The following is a 23,980-nucleotide window of genomic DNA, read 5'->3' as shown; positions in this document are numbered from 1 at the left end:
CCGGTGTGGGGCCGGGGGCGAGAATGGATATGAAGTTAGCGATATTTAAAAATTAAACGGTCATGATGGCCGGGTAGGCTTCAGGGCGGCCCGGTTACAGGGTGGTCTTTGCCTACTGCATAATTCCTTAAGCCGGGTCGGATTTAAGGAGAAAATTATGCAGCAGATTTAAGGTGTTACAGCGTGCTTTGCGCGGTTTATAAAACGCGCGGCGCTGTAATGACATTTTGAAAACCGATTGATCAGGAAGCGTGGATGATCCGGAAACAGGGTGCGCCCAGCGGCGCGGATGAATTGCGGGCGGCGCTGGCGCGTAGCCGGGCTGGATTTTTGTCGATCGCGCTGTTCAGCTTCTTCGTCAACCTGCTTGTGCTGACCGGGCCCTTGTTCATGCTGCAGGTCTATGACCGGGTGCTGGCGGCGCGCTCGGAGGCGACACTGCTGGTGCTGTTCCTGCTGGTCGTGCTGCTTTATGCGATCATGGGCATTCTCGATCACGTCCGCTCGCGCATTGCCGCGCGCATCGGGGCGCGGTTCCAGAGCGAATTCGATCTCAGGGTGTTTCGCGCCCTGCTCGACCGCTCGGCGCTGGCATCGCGGGGCGTGGCCGGGCCGCGCGGCATGCGCGATCTCGACGCGCTGCAGAAGATGCTTGCCTCGCCGGCAGTGTTTGCCGTGTTCGACATTCCCTGGACGCCTGTGTTTCTGTTCGTGATCTTCGTCTTCCATCCCTGGATGGGTTATCTGGCGCTGGCCGGCGGGCTGGTGCTGATCGGGCTGACGCTGATGAACCAGCTCGGCACCAAGCGCTATCAGGCCAAGGCAACCGAGGCCGGCCGGGTGAGCGACGAGATGACCCTGGCACTCGCCCGCGACGCCGAGACCGTGCAGGCGCTGGGCATGCGCCGCAGTGCGGCCTCGCGCTGGCAGGCGGCGCGGTTCCAATCGCTATCGGCCAGCATCGCCTATTCCGATGCCAATGGGTTTTATACCGCCGCCTCGAAAACCTTCCGCATCTTTCTCCAATCGGCGATCCTTGCGCTCGGCGCCTGGCTGGTGCTGCGCGGCGAGATCAAGGCCGGTGCGATGATTGCAGGCTCGATCCTGATCGGTCGGGCGCTCGCGCCGATCGAAACCGCGATTGCCCAATGGGGCCTGATGCAGCGCGCGATGGAGGGTTGGCGCAATCTCGGCGCCCTGCTCGATCAGGTGCCTGATGCCGACACCCGCACCGCCCTGCCCCGGCCACGCGCGCTTTTGCAGGTGCAGCAGGTGACATCCGTCCCGCCTGGCGAAACGGTGGCGACGCTCAGGATGATGAGTTTCGAGCTCGCCCCCGGCCAGGCGCTGGGTGTGATCGGCGAAAGCGGTTCCGGCAAATCGACGCTGGCGCGGCTCCTGACCGGGGTCTGGCCACCGATGGCCGGGAAAATCCGGCTGGATGGGGCAACGCTCGACCAATATGGCACGGATGATCTCTCCGAGCATGTCGGCTATCTGCCGCAGGATGTGGTGCTGTTTGAGGGCACCATTGCCGAAAACATCGCCCGGCTGACCGCCGATCCCGACCCGGAGAAGGTGATTGCCGCCGCACGCAAGGCCGCCGCCCACGAGATGATCCTGAAACTGCCGAACGGTTACGACACCCGCCTGCCGGCCAGCGGTCAGCGGCTGTCCGGCGGGCAGAAGCAGCGGATTGGCCTGGCACGGGCGCTCTATGGCGATCCGGTGCTGCTGGTGCTGGACGAGCCGAATTCCAATCTCGACGCCGAGGGCTCGACAGCGCTCAACAGTGCGATCCGTAACCTGAAGGCTGCCGGTGGTGCCGCCGTGATCATGGCGCATCGCCCGGCGGCCATCGAAGAATGCGACCTGGTGCTGATCATGGACAACGGTGCGCGTGTGGCCTTCGGCCCGCGTGACGAAGTGCTGCGCGCGCATTTGCGCAATGCCGCTCAGGTGGTGGGCGCCGCTCAAGGGGGCCAGCAGGGTCCTGCTAAACCGGGCGTGACGCTGACCGGCTTTGGCCCCGGCGCGCCTCGTAAGCAATAGGAGAGCGACGATGAGCCTTGTCTCCCAACCCGTATCTTCCTCGACACCGGCAGCCCTTGCGCGCCCGCCACACCTGCCACCGAGCCAGATCTGGCAGAGCCGTGGCCATATGCTTGTCGGTTTCGGCGCGCTATCGGTGCTCGTGCTCGGGCTTGGTGCCTGGAGCACGCTCACCACGATCAAGGGTGCCGTGGTCGGCAGCGGCACGGTCGAGGTGGAAACCAACCGCCAGGTGGTGCAGCATCAGGCCGGCGGCATCGTTCAGGAATTGCTGGTCAAAGAAGGCGATGTGGTGCAGCCCGGCCAGGTGCTGCTGCGCATGGACGAAAAACTCGACCAGTCGGAACTGGCGATCATCGAGAACCAGCTGTTTTCTCTGCTCGGCAATGCCGGCCGGCTGCTGGCCGAGCAGAATGGCAAGAGCGAGATCGATTTTGATCCTGAACTCACCGAGCGGGCCAAGACCGATCCGCATGTGCGCGCCATCATGGAAGGCCAGCGCAATCTGTTGCAGGCACGCCAGGAAAACCGCGACAAGCAGGTCGGGCAATTGCAGGAGCGCAAACACCAGACGGCCCAGCAGATCGAGGGGCTGAATGCCAAGCTTGCGGCGCTGACCCAGCAGCGGCAACTTATCGGCGAGGAACTGGCCGTGCAGCAAAAGCTGCTGAAGGACGGCCTGACCCAGACCAGCAAGGTGATGACCCTCCAGCGCTCCGCGGTCGAGGCCGATGGCGAGATCGCCACCACACAATCGAGCATTGCCGAGGCCCGCGCCAAGATCGCCGAAATCGAGATCGCCATCCTCAATGTGAGCGGCCAGCTGCGCGAACAGGCGATCACCGATCTGCGCAATGCCGAGGCGCAGATTGCAGAACTGCGTCAGAAGCGGGTGTCCTCGCTGGAAACGCTCGGTCGCACCGAAGTGACGGCGCCGACCGGCGGTGTGGTCTTCGGGCTGACCGTGCACGCGCTGCGCACCGTGGTGAAGGCAGCCGAGCCGATCCTCTATATCATCCCGCAGGATGTCGGCCTGGTCATCACCACCAACCTGCCGCCCAATGAAATCGATCAGGTGCATGTCGGCCAGCCGGCCGATCTGGTGTTTGCCGCCTTCGACCGACGCCAGACGCCCGATATTCACGGGACGGTCATAGAAGTGTCGGCTGACGTCTTCAACGATGAGAAGACCGGCAACAGCTTCTACAAGGCAAAGATCCGGCCCGATAAGGACGAGATCGCCAAGCTGGGCGATATCAAGGTCCTGCCGGGCATGCCCGTCGAAACCTTCATCCAGACCGCCGAACGCTCGCCCTTTGCCTATCTCACCAAGCCGCTCGCCGGCTATTTCGCCAAGGCGTTTCGCGAGCGGTAACGGCTAGGGAAGATCTTGCGCCGGTTTGCGATCATTTGAGGGTTGCGAAAATGGGCCGGGATTATCGGACAGCAAAGCCGAAAGGATACGCGAAGCGAGCATCGCCGTGATGATTTCACCGCGATGCTATGGCCCACCCCTCCCTGGCAACGTCTTCGGGATCAACCGAAGGCGCTGCGCAGGAAGGTCTTCGCGGGGGCGGGAGACATCAGAGTGTCGGCTGCAGTGACCTCATCGAGATAGGCGAGGACCTCGGCATAAGAAGAGGTCGGCGGCAGGTCGGGAGCGGCCAGCAGGGTAGCCATCGACGGCTGGAACAGAACGCCGTGGGTGGCGGCGCGGATCATGGTGATGTCGTTCAGGGCATCGCCGATCGCGAAGGTGGCGGCCTCGCCGGTATCGACCGCGTCGAAGCAGAGGTGCTTGCCGGCAAGACCGTTCCAGAATTCGAAGCCGGTGATGATATCGCGCTCGTCGGTCTTGAAGCGGTGGCAGAAGACCTCGTCCGCACCGATCTTCTCCAGGAAATGCCGGTTCATCGGCAGGAACGAGTCCGACACCAGCACGACGCGGCCGCGTTCTTTCAGCGCCGCGATAAAGTCGACCGCACCATGAAACAGGTCGAGCGTGGCGATGGTGTCGCAGATCTGGGTGAGCGTAATGCCCTTACGGGCAAGATGGCCGATGCGCTCGTCGAGCAACTGGCGATAATCGGGGATTTCCCGCGTGGTCGCCTGCAACTCGGGAACGCCGAAGACGTCAGCCAGATGCGGCCACATTTCCGGCGCCAGCACGCCTTCCAGATCGACGAAGGAAAAGATGGATGCGGTCATTATGCGCCACTCCCCAATGTGCCCGCGGTGAACAGGACGGCGCCCAATGAGGCGAGCACGACCCCAATCAGGATATTGAACAGGCGCTGACGGCGCAGCACGACCGTTCGAATGGCCGGGTTGGACAGGAATGTCGAGACGGCAGCAAACCACAGAAGGTGTGACAGGGAGATGAAAAGCCCCCATGCAAGCTGATGAGACAGCGGCGTGTCCTTGCCGATAAACTGCGTGTAGAGGCTGATGACGAAGATCGAGGTCTTCGGGTTGAGGCCATTGGTAAGAATGCCCGTCATCATCTCGCGGCCGACCGAGCGGTCGTTCGGCACCAGGCTGCCTTCGATATCGCGCACCTTGCTGAGGGCGGTGGAAATCCCAGCATAGACGAGGTAGGCGGCACCGATGATCTTGATGACGTCGAGGATGTTGGGAAAGATGTGCTGGACAATGGCGATCCCGAACATCGCGTAGATCACATGAAACCAGCAGGCAATGGCGATGCCGGCGGAAGCCGCCAGGCCCGAGCGGCGGCCATAGAGGAAGCTGTTGCGCGATACCATGGCAAAATCCGCGCCCGGGCTGAGCACGGCGAGCCAGGTGATCGAGGCGATGAGAAGCGTTTGTTCCATCAAGGCAGGGGTTCCATCAAAGCGTTTGGGCCATCATGCAGGCAAGCGGGGGCGAGCATCGGCCGCGCAAGGCGCGCGGCTGTTGCGGAATGTGAGGTTCAGGCCGCACTTAACTTGCGGCAGTCGGTTATTTGTGACGGAAGGTGATGACCAGCACGTCACGCAGGCCCCGATCCTCGGGGTCGACAGGCAGGATCGGCGTCACCCCGTGGGCGACACGCTCGTCATTGACCAGGGCGGCATCGAAGGGATCGGCGAGCGTGAACTCAGCCAGCGTGCGGCCATCACGGTCGAGGATCGAGGTTTGTCCGCCTTCGATATTGTGGCGCTTGACCAGCACCATCAGCACATAGTCGACACCATCGCGATGCACGCCCTCAGGCGTGGGCTTGCCGCCGGTCTGGACGGCTTCGATGCGGAACTGGTGCATTTCGATATGCCAGGTCGAAAACGGCGACAGCGACCCAAACGTGTTCGAGGCAAAATCCAAAATGGCCTTCATCACGGGATTGTCGTGGGTCGCGGGCAAGACCGGCTCGAAATGGCGCTCAATGCCGCCGTTCAAGTGGTTGTAATGGGTCGTCTGGTAATGCGGCTGGTGCTTTTCCAGGTGGACAGGCCCGCCCTGGGGCGCGCCCGTCAGCGTTGCGTGCCGGCGCAGGCGATATTTGCCGCCGTCGGCCATATATGTATCCGGCTTGAGATCGTCCCAGGATGCCTGGAAATCGGCAATGTCCTGGCTGCTAAAATGGCTTTGGTCGATAACGTCGAGGAAAGTCTTGCCGTCGAGAAACAAGAAATCGAAGTCATGCAACTGGCGGCAGACATCGATAGTGGTCGTGGTGGCCGGATCGCTGTGCTTTAAAACTGAAATATTGCCTTGCATTGAAAATTGCTCCGATTTTCCCGGCGGATCCCGCCGGTTAGAAATATCAATCATATGTTGTGTTTCGTGAAAATCGATATATTTTCGACCAAATCCGTGAGGAAAATTCACATATCATGGTCGAAGGTTTCGATTACAAAACGAAGATGTCCCGGCTACCGCAATTGGGGTCTCTCAAGGCCTTTGCGGCGGCGGCGCGCCACGAGAGTTTTGTGCTTGCGGCGCAGGAATTGCACGTTACCCACGGCGCGATAAGCAAGCAGATCAAAAACCTTGAAGAAAATCTCGGCGAATCTTTGTTTTCCCGGCGTAACCGAGCCGTTTTCCTCACCGATCGCGGTCGTCAGCTTGCCGAGCGGCTGGCGCTGGTCTTCGAGGACCTGGATCAGGTCCTTTCCGATTTCCGCAGCAGGACGCAAGCACAACCCTTGATCGTATCCTGCGAACCGACGCTCTGCCTGAAATTTTTGATCCACAATCTGAGTGACCTCAAGAATTGCACGGGTCTCGACGTCAAGGTTCTGGCCGCCGGCGGCAAGGTCGACTTTCGCCGCGATCATGTGGATCTCGCGGTGCGGCGCAATGATTTCGCTATCGATCCTCGTCTATACGTGCGCGATCTGGCGCCCGAAGCCATGGTGATGGTTTCGACGCCGGAGGTGGCCGCAGTGCTGAGGCAGGCCGGCCAGGATGACGCGCGCGATGCGAAACGTCGGGCCGCAGCCATTCCGGCCCTGCACACGCGCTCGCGGCCGGATGCCTGGCTGACCTGGCGCAAGGGGCAGGTTCAAAACCAGGCCCAGCATCTGACCCAGCCCCTGCCCTACCACTTTGGCTCCGATATATTCTACGAACATTTCTACCTGGCGATCGAAGCAGCGACAGCCGGCCAGGGCGTGGCGCTTGCTTCCATCCACATGGTGGCCTCGGATCTCGCCGCCGGACGGCTGGTGACACTGAGCCCGGTCCAGCAGGACGGAACGCAGTATCTGGCGGTCTCCAATAGCGATTTTGCCAGCGATCCCCGCCGGACACTGTTTGCCGACTGGCTGTCGCGGCGCATGCAGGCGCATCTTAGCGCGGCGCCAGAGCCGCCCGCCATGCAGACCGCAGGCGCTCGTCCGCGGTTTTATCCATAATCGCCGGTTCTACTTGCCGATCTTCGGCGTCTTCAGCCCTTCGAAAACCGAAGGTGCGTTGGGATCGGGCTTCGGCTCTTCCTGCAGGAAGTCAGGCACTTCAGTGCCATCGCTCTGCATAGACCCATAGGCGCCCTTGTCCTGAAGGGCGGGGTCTTGAAGGGCGGGGTCTTGAAGGGCCGGCGATGTACCGTCAGGCAGCGGCGCCGTGCCCGGATCCTCGCCATCGACCGAAAGGTCCGGCTGGCCGAGATTGATCTGCGGCTGGGTCCTGATCGGCAGCGGCACATAAAGCGAGACCGTGACAATGACGGCAATTACCAGCAGCCAACTGCCGAGAATGCGCGAGGGAATGGCAAGCCACGCTCCCTTGAAACAGCGCAACAGGAAGGCCGGCGCCAGAACGATCCACAACGCCGACAGCACCGAGGCGACGGCGAAGGACGGAATGCCGACGCCGAAATCGTCGAGCCCTACAAACAGCGAAAAGGAAAAGCCGAGCACGGCGGCGGCCACCGGAAGCGCCCGGTCGCGCCAACGGTCGGGCAGCCAGAGGCTGGCACCTGTCAGCGCCACCGCGATGGGAGCGATCAGGTACAGAACCTGACCGAGCGCGCTGTCGCGGATCGTAACGAAGATCGGATCGAAGAATAGCAACATGACCGAGACGACGGCAAAGAACACGCCGACCGTCAGTGCGAATTGCCGGCGTGTCTTCATCATGGCGCAAGCGACCGCCATGCCCAGCATGGCAAGAACCAAGTCATAGACGGAGAAGGTGAAGAGCGCGCCAAGCTCGGTGAAGCCATATTCATGCGGCAGGCTCTGGGAGACCGCCAGCAGAAACAGGCCGAAGCCGGCCAGCAGCGCGCTGGCGCGAAACCGGTCAGTCTTGGTGACCGCTCTCAGCCGCTCCCGGCGCGTCTCGGTCGCAACCTCGGCCGGCCTGCGCTTTGCCGGCGCGGTGCCCGCACCAGGTACGACTTTGCCGGCAGCGTCTTCAGGTCTGGAGACGTCCTGGCCCTTGCGGCGGCGCTTGCGGGACGGAGTTGCCGTCGATTGGGTCCGGCGGGGGTCGCTCATCGGCATTGGCCTCTCGAGCAGGTCCGCTGAAGCGCCAAGCGCCCCTGTGGACCCGCGTCAAAAATAGAGCATTTCCAGGGAAAGTGGGAACGGATTTCCCGTCCGAAAATGCGCAACACAGAAGGCTAGAGCGGCCGATCGACCTGGTGATCGCGACGCGCTACAAGCGTTTCTGATCCCGGCCTATCTCACAATCTGGGCGATTTGTCACCCGCAGGACAGCGAAAGCCGCCGCCCTGTTGTCTTCAGTGCCTTTTCGGCTGCGGCCCCATCACTGGGTCAGCCGCACCGTACTGCCGATGATGTTCTTGGAAATCGCGCTGTAGACGTCCTTGATGTTGGTGGTCGAGGCGCTGAAATAATATTTGGCGCCACTCGAGCAGGTCTGCAGGTTCTGGACATCGGCTTCCGAGCTATAGGAAATCGCGTAGATATCGATGCCGTTGGATTTCATCGAGCCGCAGGTGGTCAGCAGCGCATCCGTGGCGATGTCGTTGCAGTCCTTGGTGCGCGTCTTGTTGCAGATCCAGTCGAGCTTATCGTCATTTGCCGGTCCGAATTTGACGTTCATCTCGCCATCGGTCATGAAGACAACGACCTTCTTGACCTTTTCGGAATAGTCGGCCGGCGCCACGCCGCCAAGCACCCCGCGCCATTTCGGCGACAGCGTATACCAGCCGGCGACCATGCCTGCATCGAGGCGGGTCGAGCCTTCAGACGTCATGTTGGTGATGGCGCTCTGCAAGGTGGAGAAATTCGAGGTGAGCGGCACGATCGGCGGCGGGCAGAAGCTGGTCGATGAGCCGGAGTTGGAATCCTGCGCCACGAAGGCTTCGGTGGTCGGCGGCGCGTCATTCAGGCCATTGGTGCCGATGGCGCCGTTGTCCTTCATTTCCACGTCGGCGCGCGGCTCGACGCAGCCCATCCAGTAATAGTTCTTGGAGTTATAGGCGAGCGGCGTGACGTTATCGACCCAGTTTGTGAAACTGTAGCTTGACGACGAGTAATAGGACTTCGGATCGGTCCAGCGGCTTGGCACGGCGCCATTGCCGCCATAGGCTTTCAGCCAGTCCTTGTGGGTCAGGCCGATGTTGAAGCGGCTGGAAAACGGCACGATGGCGATCTTGGTGCGCTTGGCGACATCGGCATTGTTGGCAAAGGCGGTCAGGAAGGTCTTCACCGCCGTCTGCATCGGCGCGAAGCGGCCCTCTTCGATCATCGAGCTGGAGACGTCGAGCACAAGCGAGACTTCCAGATTGATATCGCCCGGCAGAGCTGCGCAGGAGGTGACGGCAACATCGACCGTCTTATAGCCAGCCAATTGCATGAAACTCGTCGGCACGCCCTCGCCGACGGTAACGCAGATTTCCTTGCCGTCGGCAGACAGCGTCGGGCCGCTCAGCCGCCGCAGCACGTTGGCGCTGTCGATATTCTGCATGTCGGTCTGCTTGGATGCGTCTGCGGCAAGATAGCTGTCTATGCCCGACTCCAGCGCCGACGTGCCCGACGACGTGGAATAGGTCGAGGCCGCCGCCAGGATCGCCGCATCGGCAATGGACTGGATATCGTTGCGGTGATCACGGGCATTGCTGTAATCAATGGCTGCGCCGATCGCCAGCAAGAGCGGCATGAGCAAGATGGCCGACATGATGGCAAAATTGCCTTGGCGATCATCGACAAAGGTCGACAGCAGAGCTTTCAGACGCATAATAACCAACCCTTTGCTGAAACGTTTCGGCCTCACGCCGCCGCTTCAATCCTGTTGGTTTGAACACTTACCAAATTGTTAGTAACAGCCCGCAAACGAAATTGATAAAATTCAAAATATCGAGCATATCTGTATCGAACTGAGCAACTTGCGCAGTATATTTTGTTGATCTACTTCAACCATGACTGATGAGCAGTCCCCGCCAATGCTTTAGCCGAGATTTGTGCGTCGCTGCTTGATCGTCGCCTGGGCTGCCGACAGACGGGCAATCGGCACGCGGAAGGGCGAGCAGGAGACGTAATCCAGCCCGACATCCTCGCAGAAATGGATCGAGGCCGGGTCGCCGCCATGTTCGCCGCAGATGCCAAGCTTCATGTCCGGCCGGGTCTGGCGGCCGCGCTCGGCGGCGATGCGGATCAGCTCGCCCACACCATCGAAATCGAGCGAGATGAACGGATCGCGCTCGATAATGCCCTTACGCTGATAGGTCGGCAGGAAGGCCGAGGCATCGTCGCGCGACATGCCGAAGGTGGTCTGGGTCAGGTCGTTGGTGCCGAAGGAGAAGAATTCGGCAGCCTCGGCAATCACGTGGGCGCGGATGGCAGCGCGCGGCAGCTCGATCATGGTGCCGACCAGATAGGAAATTTCCAGAGCGCCCTCGCGCATGACCTCGGAGGCAACGCGGTCGATGACGCCCTTGACGTAATCGAGCTCGGAGCGCAGCCCGACCAGCGGCACCATGATCTCGGGCACGACGGGCGCACCGGTCTCAAGCCCCGCCGCCACCGCCGCCTCGAAGATCGCCCGCGCCTGCATCTCGGCGATTTCAGGGTACGAGATCGCCAGCCGGCAGCCGCGATGGCCAAGCATGGGGTTGAACTCGTGCAGCGCCTCGATGCGTTGCGCCAGCGCCCGCGGCTCCAGGCCCATGGCGGTCGCGACCTCGGCGATTTCCTTGGCCGTCTTCGGCAGGAATTCGTGCAGCGGCGGATCGAGCAAGCGGATCGTCACCGGCAGGCCGTGCATGATGGTGAAAAGCTCGGTGAAGTCGGAGCGCTGCATCGGCAGCAGCTTGTCGAGCGCGGCACGGCGCCCGGCCTCGTCTTCGGCCAAAATCATCTCGCGCATCACATGGATGCGCTCGCCTTCAAAGAACATGTGCTCGGTACGGCACAGCCCGATGCCCTCCGCCCCAAAGGAGCGGGCGGCGCGGGCATCGCCCGGCGTGTCGGCATTGGTGCGCACCGTCATGCGGCGGGTGCGGTCGGCCCATTGCATCAGCTTTGCGAAATCGCCCGACAGTTCCGGCTGCAGCATCGGCACCGCGCCCTGCAAAACCTGGCCGGAAGAGCCGTCGATGGTGATGATGTCGCCCTTCTTCAGCTTGACGCCGATGCCGAGCAGCACGCCATTGCGCAGATCGACCCGCATGCTGCCAGCCCCTGTCACGCAGGGAATGCCCATGCCGCGCGCCACGACAGCCGCATGGCTGGTCATGCCGCCGCGCGTGGTCAATATGGCTTCGGCCGCGTGCATGCCGTGAATGTCTTCCGGGCTCGTCTCCATCCTGACCAGGATGACCTTGCGGCCTTCTTCACGGGCCGTCACCGCATCTTCGGCGGTAAACACGATTTCGCCCGTGGCCGCTCCCGGCGACGCCGGCAGGCCGGAGCCGATCACCTCTCGGGCCATGCGGGGATCGATGGTCGGATGCAGCAGCTGGTCGAGCGACGACGGCTCGATGCGCGACACCGCGTCATCCTCGTCGATCAGCCCTTCGGCCACCATGTCGACTGCAATCTTCATGGCAGCCTTGGTGGTGCGCTTGCCCGAGCGGGTCTGCAGCATCCACAGCTTGCCGCGCTCGATGGTGAATTCCACATCCTGCATGTCGCGGTAATGGGTTTCCAGCCTGTCGCAGATCGCCGTAAACTCGGCAAAGGCCTTCGGCATCAGCTTTTCCATCGACGGCTTGTCGGAGCCGCTTTCCAGACGCGCCTTTTCACTTAAGGACTGCGGCGTGCGAATGCCCGCCACCACGTCCTCGCCTTGCGCATTGACCAGGAATTCGCCGTAAAGCGCGCGCTCACCCGTCGAGGGGTTGCGGGTGAAGGCAACGCCGGTCGCAGAACTGGAGCCGAGATTGCCGAACACCATGGCCTGGATATTGACCGCCGTGCCCCAGTGGCCGGGAATATTGTGTAGCTGACGATAGGTGATGGCGCGGGCATTCATCCAGCTGGCAAACACCGCCGCCACCGCGCCCCAGAGCTGCACTTCCGGCTCCTGCGGAAATGGTTCGCCGAGTTCGTCCTCGATCAGCTGCTTGTAGAGTGCTGTCACATGCTTCCACTCGTCTGCCGTCAGTTCGGTATCGAGTTCGTGACCGAAACGGCCTTTTTCGTGGTCGAGGATTTCCTCGAACATTTCATGCTCGATCCCCAGCACCACATCGCCATACATCTGGATGAAGCGGCGATAGCTGTCCCAGGCAAAGCGGGCGTCACCGGCGCTATGGGCAAGGCCGACCACCGTTTCGTCGTTGAGACCGAGATTGAGAACCGTGTCCATCATGCCCGGCATGGAGGTGCGCGCACCGGAGCGCACCGACAGCAGCAGCGGGTTTTTGGCACTGCCGAAATAACGGCCGGTTTCGGACTCGATCCTGTTGAGGCCGGCGAGAACCTCGCCCTTCATTTCCTCGGGCAGCGTGCGGCCATGGGCGTAGAAATGGGTGCAGGCGTCGGTAACGATCGTCAATCCCGGCGGAACCGGCAGACCAAGGCCTGCCATCTCAGCAAGATTGGCCCCTTTGCCGCCGAGATGCTCGACATCGCCAGCGCCCCCCTCCGCCTTGCCGGCGCCGAAGCTGTAGACCCACTTCCCCATTGCGTCGTCTCTCTCCACCGACATCACATTCGCTGATCGATCAAGCGCCTCTCACGATCAGCCGATCACATTTTTGCGCATCAGATGATCCGAAAACCGCTTCGCACTTTTCGGTCCGATGCTGTGCCTCAGCAAAAGGTTTAGCGCATTCCCGCGCCGTTGAAAATCTCATAATATCAAACGTATCCCGCATTGCAGCATAATTGCGGCACAAGCCCGCTAAGATCGTCTTGCAGCGCAATTTCCCTGAGAGGACGCATAAGCGCCCGCTGGAGGCGCCATCCTCGTTTTCACGACCCAAGCCTTTGAATCTTCGAAGATTTGCGACGTCCTGTCGCAAATTGGCTCAACCAATTGTGAAGAGAAATTAACGCTTGGGTAACCTCCATGGCTGCCGATTGGGGTAGAAGACCGCTTCGACCAATACAACCAAAGGAGATTGCAAGACATGACGTCGTTACAAACCGTTGCATTGATGCTCGCCATTATCGGCTTTTCAGCAAGCTTTGCATCGGCAGCACCTCGGATGATCAAGCAGTTCGATCATTGGGGCCTGTTTTCCTACAAGGATGGCGGCAAGACCGTCTGTTACGTTCTATCGGTCCCCTCGAAGGAAGATCCTGTCGGTATCGACCACGGCAAGAATTTCTTCCTTGTCGCCCCGAAGAAGACCGGCGGTGCCAATTACTATCCGCAGGCGGTGATGGGCTATGAGGTCGCCAAGGGCTCGACGATAGACGTCGGTGTCGACGGCACGACCTTCCAGATGGTGCCGAAGGGTAACGTCGGCTGGACCCGTCTGGAATCCCAGGATGCCCAAGTGATTTCAGCGATGAAACAGGGGCATAACATGACGGTGAAGGCCACATCGAAGCGCGGCACCCACACGACCTATACCTATTCGCTGCAGGGTATTTCGGCTGCGCTGAAACAGGCGATGGCCTGCCGGTAAGGGCGCGCGCCATGCCCGGCCCCGCCCCTCGCAAACCCAATCCCGCATCGGCCGAAGACACACGTCCCTATACCCGCTCATCTCGGGTCCTGGCTCTTCTTGCCATCCCGGCCCTGCTGATCCTCACCGGATCGGCAGCGGCCACCCCCGCTGCTGCAAGCCTGGCAAACTCGAGCGCTGCGGTGCCGTCCGCATCGGATGCGCCATCTTCTAACCTCTCACATCTGGCCAAAGAGGTTGCTTCCGCATCCGATATGGCAACGCCATCAGGCATGCCGCTGCTGAGGCAGAAAGGGCGGGTGACCGGCTACCCCTTGCCACGCTTTGCCTCGCTGAAATCCGACAAGGTGCGGATGCGGGCCGGCCCTTCGACCGATTACCCTATCCGCTACGTCTACGAGGCGCGGGGGCTGCCGGTGGAAATCATCGAGGAGTATGACAGCTGGCGCCAGGTGCGTGACAGCGACGGCACCAGCGGCTGGATGTCGGCGGTGATGCTGAGCGGCACCCGCACCGGGCTGGCCGCGCCGTGGCACGGCACCAAAGGTGATCTGGTGGTCCTGCATGACCGGCCGATTGGCACATCAGGGGTCCGAGCCCAGCTGCAACCCCGAGTGCGCCTGCAAATCAACAGCTGCGACGGCCACTGGTGTTCCGTTGCCGTGCAACATGGCGGCCCATCCGGCTACATCAAGCAGGGTCTGATCTGGGGCGTCTATCCCGGCGAGATCATCGGGCGCTAAAGGTTTTCAGGGAAAAGTAGAAACGGTCTTCCAGAAAAGACAATTGATATCAGGCAAAGCGAGTGCCTGTCAGGTTCAATCTGAACCCTGACAGACTCCAGAGCTTCATCCAACCGCTTCAACGGCAATGGGCCCGGCTCGATTGAACCAGGCCCATTCCGTGCTTTTATTGCGTTTGCCTGTCGCCGTTACGGCTTCACCATCGAAGCTGCGGCAGGCATGGGCTTATCTTGCGGCAGGCCGCGCAGCCGGGCCAGCAACATTACCGTCGCCACACCGCCGATCAAGGCGATCGGCACGATGGCCATCAGCACTTCGCTTGGCGAGCGCCCTGCAGCCACCAGACCACCAGCCATCAGCGGGCCGACGACCGAGCCGGCTCGACCAACTGCAACAGCCAGACCGACACCAGTGCCGCGCACATCGGCAAGGTAGCACTGTGGGGCAATGCCGTAGAGCAGCGCCTGTGCCGCCATGATGCTCACGCCAACCAGACCGCCAGCCACAGCATTGACCAGGAAGCTTGCCGGCGCGATGCCCAGCAGAACCAGTGCCGCCGCCAGCAGGCCGAAGCAAATCGCGCCATTCATCACCTTGCGCTCGCCATCGAGCAACCAGCCGCCAAGCAGACTGCCGGCCGCGCCTGCGACGTTGAAGATCAGCTGGATGATGCCTGCCTGGCTGCGGTCGAGACCGCGGGTCACGAGCAGGGTCGGCAGCCAGTTCAAGAGCAGGTACAGCACGAGAATGCTGAAGAAGAAGCCCGACCAGAGGAGGACGCTGCGCAATGCAGTATCGGCCGACAGAACCTGGCGCCAGGCGCCTTCCTTCGCGGTCTTCTGAGTTTTTTCGATCTTCAACTGCGGCAGCAGCAGGAACAGCGGCACGACCAGCACCATCGGCATGACACCGCCGGCAATGAAGATCGTGCGCCAGTCGTCATGCAGCCCGGCCATGGCCACAAGGCTGGCGACGGCGCCGCCGAGCGGCACCCCGGCATACATGATCGACACAGCCCGACCGCGGCGATCCGGCGTGGTCGCTTCGGCAGCGATCGCCACCAGATTGGGCAGCGCGCCGCCGAGACCAACGCCGGTCATGAAGCGCATGGCAATCAGCCCTTCGACCGAGCCGACACCGGCCGTGGCCAGCGAAAACACGCCGAAGACGAACAGGGATACGCAGAGGCCAAGCCGCCGCCCGTATCGGTCTGAAATGATGCCGCCGACGATGGCGCCGAAAATCAGGCCGAAGGTCGCCGATGAAAAGAACAGGCCCATCTGGGCGGGCGTCAGTCCGAAGACGGGCACCAGTTTCGGTGCAGCCACGCCTGCGGCCTGAAGGTCGAAGCCTTCAATGATCGCCGCCAGAAAAATAAGAAAGAAAATCCGGGCCGAGCCCGAGCGCGTTGTTGTCGACAGCATAATGCCTCCCATTCATGCCGATAACCATCCCCCGTCCGCCTCCTCGCGTCCGGTCTAAGTGCCGCAGCGCCGCGCGTTTTACAAAACACGCAAGCCATGCACGAACACTTGAAGTATGCAGTGCAGTCTCGCCTAAGACCGAATCCTTGGTTCAAGGACACCGCACCGACATGACGGGGCGCAGCACCTAAAATCCGATCCCGGCTTTCGGGCAACCGTAAAGTATGTGCAGCATACTATTTGATTTGCGTTTTAGCAATCTGCCGGGTTGGGGAAAACAAGATTCCTTTGTTTTGCGTTCCTGCAAAGCGGGAATGACATGACCGCGCCTGTCAAGGAATGGACGCGGCACGGGTTGGACCCTGCCTCAACCCGGATCGCGAGCGAGTGCCGCCGTCTCGGCTTCACTGGGTGTGCCGAGAAAAACCTGGCCTTGCTGCTTGTCGTTCACCCGCATCACCACATGCTTGCCGTCGGCGGAAAACAGCACCCGCACGGCACTCTCGGCGCAACGCTTTGGCTGGCAGGCGTAAAACAGCTGCATCGGCTTGCCCTCGACCGGCACTTCTACCGAGGCCAGCCCGACATAATCGTTCTTGGTGACCATGTTGAGCACCCAGACTGGAATGCCTTGCCGCCCCCGCACCAGCGCCGCCAAGGCATCGCGATGCGGCTTCGACGTCTTGACGGTCATGGCCAGAAAATTGCCCGACAGATTTTCGGCCGCCGCCGCGCCCGCCAGGGAAAGGCACAGGAGAGCAACAAAACCGGCGAAGAAGGAGCGGAGGAACATGACGATCCTTGCGAAATCAAAGGAGGGGTGCAGACGCAGATGGCGATAACTCATAAACTTTCCAAGGCCTATATTGAAGCCATCGAACGCCGTCCTCTGTTGCCGGCTTCGGCCCCGTTGTCGTCAGTTGTCTTCAGTGCGGATCTGATAGTCCCTTGCGATCCCCTGCGTTGCCGCAAACCAGGCTGAGGCTTTGGTGCGGGCTTGGTGGGCCTCGAAACTCGTCTGATCGGCAAAGCTTTCGGCAACGAGAAACCGCCCGGGAACGTCCGGGCATGGCGTGACCTGGAAGGACAGACAGCCAGGCTCGGCCCGGGTCAGCTCGATATGCAGCGGCAGGGCGGCCTCGACCTCAGCCAGCCGCTCTTGCGGCACATCGATATGGCCGTTCAAAAATACCTATCGATATGGCCGTTCAAAAATACCTTGGGCATCACAATATTTCCAGGGAAAGTGGGAACCGGTTTCCCGTTCGAAACTGCGTAAAAACACCCATCAGAGCACGCCGAGGCTTTTGAGATCGGCTTTCAGCTTTTCGGGATTTTCGAAATGCACCGCCTGCCAGCCGGCGGCCTTGGCACCTTCGACATTGGCCGGGGCATCGTCGATGAAAATCGTATGGGCCGGGTCGAGGCCGAAATCAGCAGCATGGCGCTGATAGATAGCGATGTCGGGCTTGATCAGCCCGATTTCGCCCGAAACAGTGACGCCGCGCGGCAGGGTGAGGAATGGGAAGATCTGCTGCGCCTGTTTGAACGTGTCGGCGGCGAAATTGGTCAGCATGGTCACGTCGCGGCCCTCGTCGATCAGGCCTTTGAAGATCTCCACCGTGCCCTCATAGGCATGGGAGACCATTTCGTGCCAGTGGATACGGAAGGCGCGGATCTGCGCTTCCCGCTCGGGATAGTCGGCAATCAGCAGTGCCTCGGCATCCGTCCAGGTCCGGCCACGGTCTTGTTCGAGGTTCCAGTCATGGGTGCAGACATTGGCAAAAAACCAGGCGCGCTCCTCGGCATCCGGAATGATCCGGCTGAAGGGAATATTGGGATCGTAATGGATCAGCACCTTGCCGATGTCGAAAACGATATGCCTGATCTCAGTCATGCTGGTCTTATCTCCTTGCTGCGAAGGCCTCGGGTATAGCTTGGGTGATGACCTTTTTCATCACCGTCGGCAGCGCCTGGGCTTCAAGATTGATGAGCGGTTCCCACCATCCGTGATCAGCACCTGACGGCTGCACCTTGATACTCTGCGCAAGAAACACCGTGAGCCGCAGTTCGAAATGCGTGAAGACATGGGTGATGACACCCTTCGGCTGCCAGTGTGCCGAGAGTGGCGCGCTCGCCTCGGTGTCGTCGCCGTCGATCCTTGCTGTCCACTCCGTCGTCGGGACCTCGGTCATGCCGCCGAGCAGGCCCTTGTCGCCGCGCTTGCGCAGCAGAATGCGGTTTTGTTGATCGAGCGCCACGAAGGCAGCACCGAGCCGCACCGGCTTGGCCTTCTTCGCGGCCTTGACCGGAAACTGCTCCGGATCATGGTCACGCAGCGCCAGACAATGGCCGTTGAACGGACAGAGCGCGCAGGCCGGCCGTTTCGGCGTGCAGATCGTCGCGCCGAGATCCATCATGGCTTGAGCAAAGTCGCCAGGCCGGCCGGCGGGCGTCAGATCGGCGACCCTCGCCTTAATGAGAGGCTTGGCGCCCGGCAGCGGCTCGTCGATGGCGTAAAGCCTTGAGACAACCCGCTCGACATTGCCGTCCATCACGGCGGCCTGCCGGTTGAAGGCGATGGCGGCAATTGCAGCCGAAGTATAATCGCCGATGCCGGGCAGAGATTGCAGCCCTTCCTGGGTATCGGGAAAGATGCCACCGTGCAGATCGGCCACCGCTTCCGCGCATTTCTTCAGGTTGCGCGCCCGCGCATAATAGCCAAGACCGGCCCAGGCGGCCATGACGTCTTCGGTCGGGGCGCGGGCGAGATCGATAACTGTGGGCCAGCGCTCGAGGAATTTGAGGAAATACGGTTTGACCGCCTGCACCGTCGTCTGCTGCAGCATCACTTCCGACAGCCAGACGTGATAGGGATTGGCTCGCAGGCCCTTTGCCGCCATCGGCGGCGAGGTCCGCCAAGGCAGATCGCGGTGATGGCGATCGTACCAGGCCAGCAGTTCGCCAGCGCTGGGCTGAGGCTCGGCATATATTCGGGATTTTACATTCATCCTGTATATATGGTGGCGAATCAGGGCGTGTAGCAAGCAGACCCTGTTGCAATCATGAGGCAGCAGCACGCCATGGCCTTCAAGAAACGCGGTGAAGCGCAGATTGCCGAATTGGCCAATGGCCTGATCGACCCTGTCATCGCGCGGCGCGCCGGTATTTCCACATCGCTTCTGTCGTCCTGGGACGAGATCGTCGGCGCAGACTTTGCCGATTGCACGCGGCCGGAAAAGATTGCCTGGCCAAGGCGCGATTATGCCGGCCAGGATGCGGGCGGGCCCAGGACCGGCAAAGGCAACGGGTCCAGTGCCGGTGTGCTGACCATTGCCTGCGAGGGCGCGCGCGCGCTGTTCCTCAATCATGCCCAGGGCGAGCTGATCGCCCGCATCAACGGCTTCTTCGGCTATCCCGCCATCGGCCAGATCCGCATCGTGCAAAAGCCGGTCTCCAATACCGCCAGACACAAGCGCGGCCCCGGCCCGCTGGATGCGGTGCAGGCGAAACGGCTGGCGGAGATGACCGAGGGCCTCGAAAGCGATAACCTGAAAAAAGCGGTCGAGCGGCTGGGCCGGGCGGTCTTGTCGCGGAAAAAGCCGAAATGACAGTATTGTAATTTGTATTAAGCGCGAAAATCCTCACATAGAACAAGCAATGTGCGGAAGCCGATCTCCGGTCGAACTGCCCTGATCGGCTTGCCAGACCGGGAGGGAGCGCTATAACCGGGGCGAACTTCAGCCTGATCGTTACTCTATGTGGGTGAAACAATGTCGAATTTTGAACTGACCAAGCGCCATCTCCTGGCCGGTATCGCCACCGCTGCCACCGGCCTTGCCCTCACCGGTGTTGCCAGCCCGGCCTTTGCCGCAGCCGCCGAGATTCCGAAGTCCGACCGCGATGTCGACATGGCCGAAGTGCTCAAGCCCGGCGCGCTGCCGGATATGGCATTGGGCAAGGCCGATGCGCCGGTCAAGATCGTCGAATATTTCTCGATGACCTGCCCGCATTGCGCCCATTTCCACGCCACGACCTTCGATACGATCAAGCAGAAATACATCGATACCGGCAAGGTCTACTTCGTCTTCCGCGAATTCCCTTTCGACCCCGCCGCGACCGCCGCCTTCATGCTGGCCCGTTGCGCACCGCCGGAACAGTATTATCCCTTCATCACCATGTTCCTGAAGCAGCAGCGCTCCTGGGCCGCGCCTGACAATGGCGATGTGCGCGGCGCCATGCTGCAAATGTCGAAAATGGCCGGTTTCACACAGGAAAGCTTCCAGGCCTGCTTGACGAACACGAAGCTTGCCGGTGATGTGACCGCAATACGGGACCGCGGCGCCAAGGAATTCGGCGTCAACGCCACCCCGACCTTCCTGATCAACGGCAAGAGCTATTCTGGAGATATGTCGGTTGAAACCATGTCGGCCCTCATCGACAGCCTTCTCTGACACTGCATTTCCGATGAAGACGGGCGGTGGCGAAAGCCATGCGCCCGTTTTTTTGTGGCTGCGAGATGGGGTTGAGGTTGCTGGGAGCCGGATATATTTGGCTACGGCCCCGAAAAAGAGCCCCTCCCCAACCCCTCCCCACAAGGGGGAGGGGCTAAACCGGCCGCGTCGTCCCTGCCCTGATTGTCGCGGGGCGGTGCCGCTGGTCTTCTCCCCCCTTGTGGGGGAGATGCCCGGCAGGGCAGAGGGGGTAGTTCTGGCTAAAACGGCGCTGCCATACCCTTGCCAAGCCCCTGCCCCCGAGGCCCACCCATGAAGTTCACCAAGCTTCGGGTCGTCGGCTTCAAGTCCTTCGTCGAGCCCACCGAATTCATCATCGAGCGCGGATTGACCGGTGTCGTCGGGCCGAACGGCTGCGGCAAGTCCAATCTGGTCGAGGCGCTGCGCTGGGTGATGGGGGAAAACTCCTATAAGAACATGCGCGCGTCGGGCATGGACGACGTGATCTTTTCCGGCTCCGGCAACCGCCCCGCCCGCAATTCGGCGGAAGTTGGGCTTTATCTCGATAATTCAGACCGCACCGCGCCCGCCGCCTTCAATGACGCGGACGAAATCCAGGTCAGCCGCCGCATCGAGCGGGAAAACGGCTCGGTCTATCGCATCAATGGCAAGGAAGCCCGCGCCAAGGATGTGCAATTGCTGTTTGCCGACGCCTCGACGGGCGCGCGCTCACCCTCCATGGTCGGCCAGGGCCGCATCGGCGAGCTGATCCAGGCAAAGCCGCAGGCCCGCCGGCAATTGCTGGAAGAGGCCGCCGGCATTTCCGGCCTGCATTCGCGCCGCCATGAGGCGGAACTGAGGCTGCGTGCCGCCGAAACCAATCTGGAGCGGCTGGAGGATATCGTCGCCCAGCTGGAAAGCCAGATCGAAAGCCTGAAGCGCCAGGCCAGGCAGGCCAACCGCTTCAAAATGCTGTCGGCCGATATCCGCTCTCGCGATGCCATGCTGCTGCATATTCGCTGGACGGAAGCGCGCAGCGCCGAGGCCGAGGCCGAGGCGGCACTGACCGAGACGACATCGCTGGTGGCCGAGCGTGCCCAGGAACAGATGGAAGCCGCCAAGGCGCAAGCCATCGCCAGCCTGCAACTGCCTGAATTGCGTGACGAGGAAGTCAAGGCGGCCGCCTCGCTGCAACGGCTGCAGATTGCCCGCAGCCAGCTGGAAGAGGACGCCGGACGGCTGTTCAAGCGCCGCGACGAGCTGACCCGGCGGCTGATGCAATTGGCGGAAGACATTGCCCGAGAACAGCGGCTGGTCGATGACAATGCCGAGATCCTCGAGCGGCTGGCGAGCGAAGAAGCCGAGCTGGAAGAGGTTCTTTCCGAAAGCGGCGAGCAGGCCGAGGAGCTGCGCATCGCCTTCGAGGACGCCTCGGCCACCCTTGCCGACAGCGAAGCCCGCTTCACATCCGTCACCGCCGAGCGTGCCGAAGCCGCTGCCGGTCGCAACCAGCTGGAACGGGCACTGCGCGACCTCGCCGACAAGCGGCTGCGGCTGGAGCGTCAGGCCGAGGATGCCAGCCGCGATCTAGCCGCCGTTGCCGAAAAGCTGGCGGCTTTGCCGGATCCGGAGGAAAAGCGCGAGGCGGTCGAAGCCGGTGAATATGCCGTGGAAGAGGCCGAAACCGCCGTTGCCGAGGCTGAGGATGGGTTGGCGCAGGCGCGCCGGGCCGAGACGCTGGCGCGCGGCCCGGTTGACACTGCTCGCTCTGCTTTGGCCGCGCTTGAAACCGAGGCCAAGACCATTGCCCGGATGCTGGCGGCCTCAGCCAGCGGCAGCGCGTTTTCGCCTGTTGCCGAGGCGCTGACGGTGGCGCGTGGCTTTGAGACGGCGCTGGGTGCAGCACTTGGCGACGATCTGGAAAGCCCTCTCGACCCCGATGCGCCTGCCCATTGGGCCATGCCCGGTCCCGACGGCGGTGATCCTGATCTGCCTGAGGGTATCGAGCCGCTGTCCGCCCATGTCTCCACCCCGGCAGCCCTTGCCCGGCGGCTGAAGCAGATCGGCGTCACCGATGCCGACACGGCCAAGGCGCTGCAAGCATCACTGAAGCCCGGCCAGCGGCTGGTGACCACAGATGGCGCGGTCTATCGCTGGGATGGCCATGTCACCGGCTCGGAAGCGCCGAGTGCGGCGGCGCTGCGGCTTGCCCAGAAGAACCGGCTAAAGGCGCTGGAAGACCAGACTGAGGACGCGCGGATCACGCTCGAAGACGCCGAAGAGCAGCTCTCGGCGGTCCGTGAGGCACTGGCCCGGGCGGAAGCGCGCCTGACCGAAGCCCGCGAGCGCCAAAGGCTGGTGCTGCGCCAATTGACTGACGCCCGCGATGCCCTGACATCAGCCGAACGCGCCAGCGGCGAGCTGTTGCGCCGACGCGCCGTGGTGGAAGAGGCCGTCAGTGGCCTTCGCGCCCAGATCGAAGAAGCCGAAAGCCTGATGGAGGAAGCGCAGATTGCGCTTTCCGACCAGGCGGACCTGACCGCGCTCGACGAACAGTTGCGGCAGTTGCAGATGGAGGTCGCGACCGGTCGCGGACTGGTGGCCGAGGCCCGCGCCCGCCACGAAGGCTTTGCCCGCGAAAACGACCAGCGCCGCCGCCGGATCATGGCGATCCGCCAGGAGCGGCAGAGCTGGGAAGAGCGCGCTGCCAGCGCCGGCGCCCATATCGCCACGCTGCAGGCGCGCGAGGAAGAAGCCCGTGACGAAATGGCCGAGCTTGAGGCCGCACCCGATGAATTCGACGAGAAGCGGCGCCTGCTGATCGCCGAACTCGACAAGGCCGAGGCGACCCGCAAGGCCGCCGCCGACCGGCTGGTGGAGGCGGAAGCCCGCCAGCGCCAGGCCGACCAGGCCGCCGCCGCCGCCCTCTCTGCACTGGCCGAAGCGCGCGAGCGCCGTGGCCGGGCGGAAGAGCGGGTCTTGTCCGGCCGCGAGCGGCGCAAGGATGCCGAGGCGCGCATTCAGGAGGCACTGAATGTCGGCCCGCACGAGGCCTTCCGCCTGACTGGCTTGAAGCCCGACGATGCGCTGCCGGACCTGCGCGAGGTCGAGCGCGAGCTGGACCGGCTGAAGATGGAGCGCGAACGGCTCGGCGCCGTCAACCTGCGCGCCGATGAGGAGCAGAAGGAACTGTCCGACAAACTCGCCGCCCTGATCAAGGAGCGCGACGACGTGATCGATGCGATCCGCAAGCTGCGCGGCGCCATCCAGAGCCTCAACCGCGAAGGCCGCGAGCGCCTGATTGCCGCCTTCGACGTGGTCAATGCCCAGTTCCAGCGGCTGTTCACCCATCTGTTCAACGGCGGCACGGCGGAATTGCAGCTGATCGAAAGCGACGATCCGCTGGATGCGGGCCTCGAAATCCTTGCCCGCCCGCCGGGCAAGAAGCCGCAGACCATGACGCTTTTGTCGGGCGGCGAGCAGGCGCTGACGGCCATGGCGCTGATCTTCGCCGTCTTCCTCACCAATCCCGCGCCGATCTGCGTTCTCGACGAAGTGGACGCGCCGCTCGACGACCACAATGTCGAGCGCTATTGCAATCTGATGGATGAAATGGCGGCCTCGACCCAGACCCGTTTCGTGATCATCACCCACAACCCCATCACCATGGCCCGCATGAACCGTCTCTTCGGTGTCACCATGGCCGAACAGGGCGTTAGCCAGCTGGTCTCCGTGGATCTGCAAACGGCGGAGCAACTGCGCGAGGCGGTGTGAAGGATCTGCCCAGCACCCTGTCGAAGAATGATGTTGCAGATA

General features: G+C 62.1%; 19 protein-coding genes. 8 read left to right on the top strand and 11 right to left on the bottom strand.

Annotation, left to right across the window (positions count from 1 at the left end; all coding sequences use genetic code 11):
- Positions 1 to 255: 255 nt before the first annotated feature.
- Both BJF91_RS03235 and BJF91_RS03230 read left to right on the top strand, forming a co-directional pair.
- Positions 256 to 2,052, top strand: a complete 1,797-nt coding sequence (locus tag BJF91_RS03235; RefSeq protein WP_075613028.1) for a type I secretion system permease/ATPase — start codon at positions 256 to 258, stop codon at positions 2,050 to 2,052.
- Positions 2,053 to 2,062: 10 nt separating this feature from the next.
- Positions 2,063 to 3,427, top strand: a complete 1,365-nt coding sequence (locus tag BJF91_RS03230) for an HlyD family type I secretion periplasmic adaptor subunit (RefSeq protein WP_083943081.1) — start codon at positions 2,063 to 2,065, stop codon at positions 3,425 to 3,427.
- A gap of 161 nt (positions 3,428 to 3,588) precedes the next feature.
- Here BJF91_RS03230 and thrH read toward each other — a convergent pair whose 3' ends face one another.
- The 3 genes from thrH to BJF91_RS03215 form a co-directional block, all read right to left on the bottom strand.
- The gene (thrH, locus tag BJF91_RS03225) at positions 3,589 to 4,260 is read right to left on the bottom strand and encodes a bifunctional phosphoserine phosphatase/homoserine phosphotransferase ThrH (protein ID WP_075613027.1); all 672 of its coding nucleotides are present in this window, start codon (positions 4,258 to 4,260) and stop codon (positions 3,589 to 3,591) included.
- On the bottom strand, positions 4,260 to 4,886 hold the full coding sequence (locus BJF91_RS03220) for a LysE family translocator (protein WP_075613026.1): 627 nt from the start codon (positions 4,884 to 4,886) through the stop codon (positions 4,260 to 4,262). The genes thrH and BJF91_RS03220 overlap by 1 nt, the downstream gene beginning before the upstream one ends.
- 127 nt (positions 4,887 to 5,013) lie before the next feature.
- A complete protein-coding gene (locus tag BJF91_RS03215; RefSeq protein ID WP_075613025.1) occupies positions 5,014 to 5,772 on the bottom strand; it encodes a 2OG-Fe dioxygenase family protein in 759 nt (252 codons plus the stop codon).
- A 116-nt stretch (positions 5,773 to 5,888) separates the two neighbouring features.
- Between BJF91_RS03215 and BJF91_RS03210 the strand changes: the two genes are divergently transcribed.
- Positions 5,889 to 6,911 (top strand): LysR family transcriptional regulator, encoded by a 1,023-nt coding sequence (locus BJF91_RS03210; RefSeq protein WP_234801530.1) that lies wholly within the window; start codon positions 5,889 to 5,891, stop codon positions 6,909 to 6,911.
- Positions 6,912 to 6,920: 9 nt separating this feature from the next.
- Here the strand turns inward: BJF91_RS03210 and BJF91_RS03205 are convergent, their stop codons facing one another.
- The 3 genes from BJF91_RS03205 to ppdK all read right to left on the bottom strand — a co-directional run bounded on the left by BJF91_RS03205 (position 6,921) and on the right by ppdK (position 12,591).
- Complete coding sequence (locus BJF91_RS03205) at positions 6,921 to 7,994, bottom strand: hypothetical protein (protein WP_139310565.1); 1,074 nt, start codon at positions 7,992 to 7,994, stop codon at positions 6,921 to 6,923.
- A gap of 271 nt (positions 7,995 to 8,265) precedes the next feature.
- The gene (locus tag BJF91_RS03200; protein ID WP_075613023.1) at positions 8,266 to 9,702 is read right to left on the bottom strand and encodes a pilus assembly protein TadG-related protein; all 1,437 of its coding nucleotides are present in this window, start codon (positions 9,700 to 9,702) and stop codon (positions 8,266 to 8,268) included.
- Between the two features lie 210 nt (positions 9,703 to 9,912).
- Positions 9,913 to 12,591 carry a pyruvate, phosphate dikinase gene (gene ppdK, locus BJF91_RS03195; protein WP_075613022.1) on the bottom strand — a complete coding sequence of 893 codons (2,679 nt, stop codon included), beginning with the start codon at positions 12,589 to 12,591 and terminating at the stop codon, positions 9,913 to 9,915.
- Positions 12,592 to 13,039: 448 nt separating this feature from the next.
- Between ppdK and BJF91_RS03190 the strand changes: the two genes are divergently transcribed.
- Together BJF91_RS03190 and BJF91_RS03185 are read left to right on the top strand one after the other, a co-directional pair.
- Positions 13,040 to 13,543 (top strand): invasion associated locus B family protein, encoded by a 504-nt coding sequence (locus tag BJF91_RS03190; protein WP_075613021.1) that lies wholly within the window; start codon positions 13,040 to 13,042, stop codon positions 13,541 to 13,543.
- Between the two features lie 11 nt (positions 13,544 to 13,554).
- Positions 13,555 to 14,286 carry an SH3 domain-containing protein gene (locus tag BJF91_RS03185; protein WP_139310564.1) on the top strand — a complete coding sequence of 244 codons (732 nt, stop codon included), beginning with the start codon at positions 13,555 to 13,557 and terminating at the stop codon, positions 14,284 to 14,286.
- Between the two features lie 188 nt (positions 14,287 to 14,474).
- On the opposite strand, the gene mhpT is transcribed toward BJF91_RS03185, so the two are convergent.
- From mhpT to mutY, 5 genes are all read right to left on the bottom strand, one after another.
- The gene (mhpT, locus tag BJF91_RS03180; RefSeq protein WP_234801529.1) at positions 14,475 to 15,710 is read right to left on the bottom strand and encodes a 3-(3-hydroxy-phenyl)propionate transporter MhpT; all 1,236 of its coding nucleotides are present in this window, start codon (positions 15,708 to 15,710) and stop codon (positions 14,475 to 14,477) included.
- A 367-nt stretch (positions 15,711 to 16,077) separates the two neighbouring features.
- Positions 16,078 to 16,557, bottom strand: a complete 480-nt coding sequence (locus BJF91_RS03175) for an Ivy family c-type lysozyme inhibitor (protein ID WP_083943079.1) — start codon at positions 16,555 to 16,557, stop codon at positions 16,078 to 16,080.
- A 69-nt stretch (positions 16,558 to 16,626) separates the two neighbouring features.
- Positions 16,627 to 16,896, bottom strand: a complete 270-nt coding sequence (locus tag BJF91_RS03170) for a putative quinol monooxygenase (RefSeq protein ID WP_075613019.1) — start codon at positions 16,894 to 16,896, stop codon at positions 16,627 to 16,629.
- Between the two features lie 102 nt (positions 16,897 to 16,998).
- A complete protein-coding gene (locus tag BJF91_RS03165) occupies positions 16,999 to 17,607 on the bottom strand; it encodes an HAD family hydrolase (RefSeq protein WP_075613018.1) in 609 nt (202 codons plus the stop codon).
- A 7-nt stretch (positions 17,608 to 17,614) separates the two neighbouring features.
- Positions 17,615 to 18,721 carry an A/G-specific adenine glycosylase gene (mutY, locus tag BJF91_RS03160; RefSeq protein ID WP_075613017.1) on the bottom strand — a complete coding sequence of 369 codons (1,107 nt, stop codon included), beginning with the start codon at positions 18,719 to 18,721 and terminating at the stop codon, positions 17,615 to 17,617.
- Positions 18,722 to 18,793: 72 nt separating this feature from the next.
- Between mutY and BJF91_RS03155 the strand changes: the two genes are divergently transcribed.
- From BJF91_RS03155 to BJF91_RS03145, 3 genes are all read left to right on the top strand, one after another.
- A complete protein-coding gene (locus BJF91_RS03155; protein ID WP_075613016.1) occupies positions 18,794 to 19,321 on the top strand; it encodes a DUF721 domain-containing protein in 528 nt (175 codons plus the stop codon).
- Positions 19,322 to 19,483: 162 nt separating this feature from the next.
- Complete coding sequence (locus tag BJF91_RS03150) at positions 19,484 to 20,164, top strand: DsbA family protein (RefSeq protein WP_075613015.1); 681 nt, start codon at positions 19,484 to 19,486, stop codon at positions 20,162 to 20,164.
- A gap of 312 nt (positions 20,165 to 20,476) precedes the next feature.
- Entirely contained in the window at positions 20,477 to 23,938 is a 3,462-nt protein-coding gene (locus BJF91_RS03145) for a chromosome segregation SMC family protein (protein WP_075613014.1), read from the top strand.
- The last annotated feature ends 42 nt before the right edge of the window (positions 23,939 to 23,980 follow it).

It is taken from the genome of Gillisella taibaishanensis (genome assembly GCF_001938985.1).
In the GTDB taxonomy this organism is placed as follows: domain Bacteria; phylum Pseudomonadota; class Alphaproteobacteria; order Rhizobiales; family Rhizobiaceae; genus Allorhizobium; species Allorhizobium taibaishanense.
This window is presented reverse-complemented; position numbering and strand designations above follow the sequence as displayed.

Coding starts and splice junctions, on each gene's coding strand:
- BJF91_RS03235 (WP_075613028.1), top strand. CDS start 256: ATGATCCGGAAACAGGGTGCGCCCAGCGGCGCGGATGAATTGCGGGCG.
- BJF91_RS03230 (WP_083943081.1), top strand. CDS start 2,063: ATGAGCCTTGTCTCCCAACCCGTATCTTCCTCGACACCGGCAGCCCTT.
- thrH (WP_075613027.1), bottom strand. CDS start 4,260: ATGACCGCATCCATCTTTTCCTTCGTCGATCTGGAAGGCGTGCTGGCG.
- BJF91_RS03220 (WP_075613026.1), bottom strand. CDS start 4,886: ATGGAACAAACGCTTCTCATCGCCTCGATCACCTGGCTCGCCGTGCTC.
- BJF91_RS03215 (WP_075613025.1), bottom strand. CDS start 5,772: ATGCAAGGCAATATTTCAGTTTTAAAGCACAGCGATCCGGCCACCACG.
- BJF91_RS03210 (WP_234801530.1), top strand. CDS start 5,889: ATGGTCGAAGGTTTCGATTACAAAACGAAGATGTCCCGGCTACCGCAA.
- BJF91_RS03205 (WP_139310565.1), bottom strand. CDS start 7,994: ATGAGCGACCCCCGCCGGACCCAATCGACGGCAACTCCGTCCCGCAAG.
- BJF91_RS03200 (WP_075613023.1), bottom strand. CDS start 9,702: ATGCGTCTGAAAGCTCTGCTGTCGACCTTTGTCGATGATCGCCAAGGC.
- ppdK (WP_075613022.1), bottom strand. CDS start 12,591: ATGGGGAAGTGGGTCTACAGCTTCGGCGCCGGCAAGGCGGAGGGGGGC.
- BJF91_RS03190 (WP_075613021.1), top strand. CDS start 13,040: ATGACGTCGTTACAAACCGTTGCATTGATGCTCGCCATTATCGGCTTT.
- BJF91_RS03185 (WP_139310564.1), top strand. CDS start 13,555: ATGCCCGGCCCCGCCCCTCGCAAACCCAATCCCGCATCGGCCGAAGAC.
- mhpT (WP_234801529.1), bottom strand. CDS start 15,710: ATGCTGTCGACAACAACGCGCTCGGGCTCGGCCCGGATTTTCTTTCTT.
- BJF91_RS03175 (WP_083943079.1), bottom strand. CDS start 16,557: ATGAGTTATCGCCATCTGCGTCTGCACCCCTCCTTTGATTTCGCAAGG.
- BJF91_RS03165 (WP_075613018.1), bottom strand. CDS start 17,607: ATGACTGAGATCAGGCATATCGTTTTCGACATCGGCAAGGTGCTGATC.
- mutY (WP_075613017.1), bottom strand. CDS start 18,721: ATGAATGTAAAATCCCGAATATATGCCGAGCCTCAGCCCAGCGCTGGC.
- BJF91_RS03155 (WP_075613016.1), top strand. CDS start 18,794: ATGGCCTTCAAGAAACGCGGTGAAGCGCAGATTGCCGAATTGGCCAAT.
- BJF91_RS03150 (WP_075613015.1), top strand. CDS start 19,484: ATGTCGAATTTTGAACTGACCAAGCGCCATCTCCTGGCCGGTATCGCC.
- BJF91_RS03145 (WP_075613014.1), top strand. CDS start 20,477: ATGAAGTTCACCAAGCTTCGGGTCGTCGGCTTCAAGTCCTTCGTCGAG.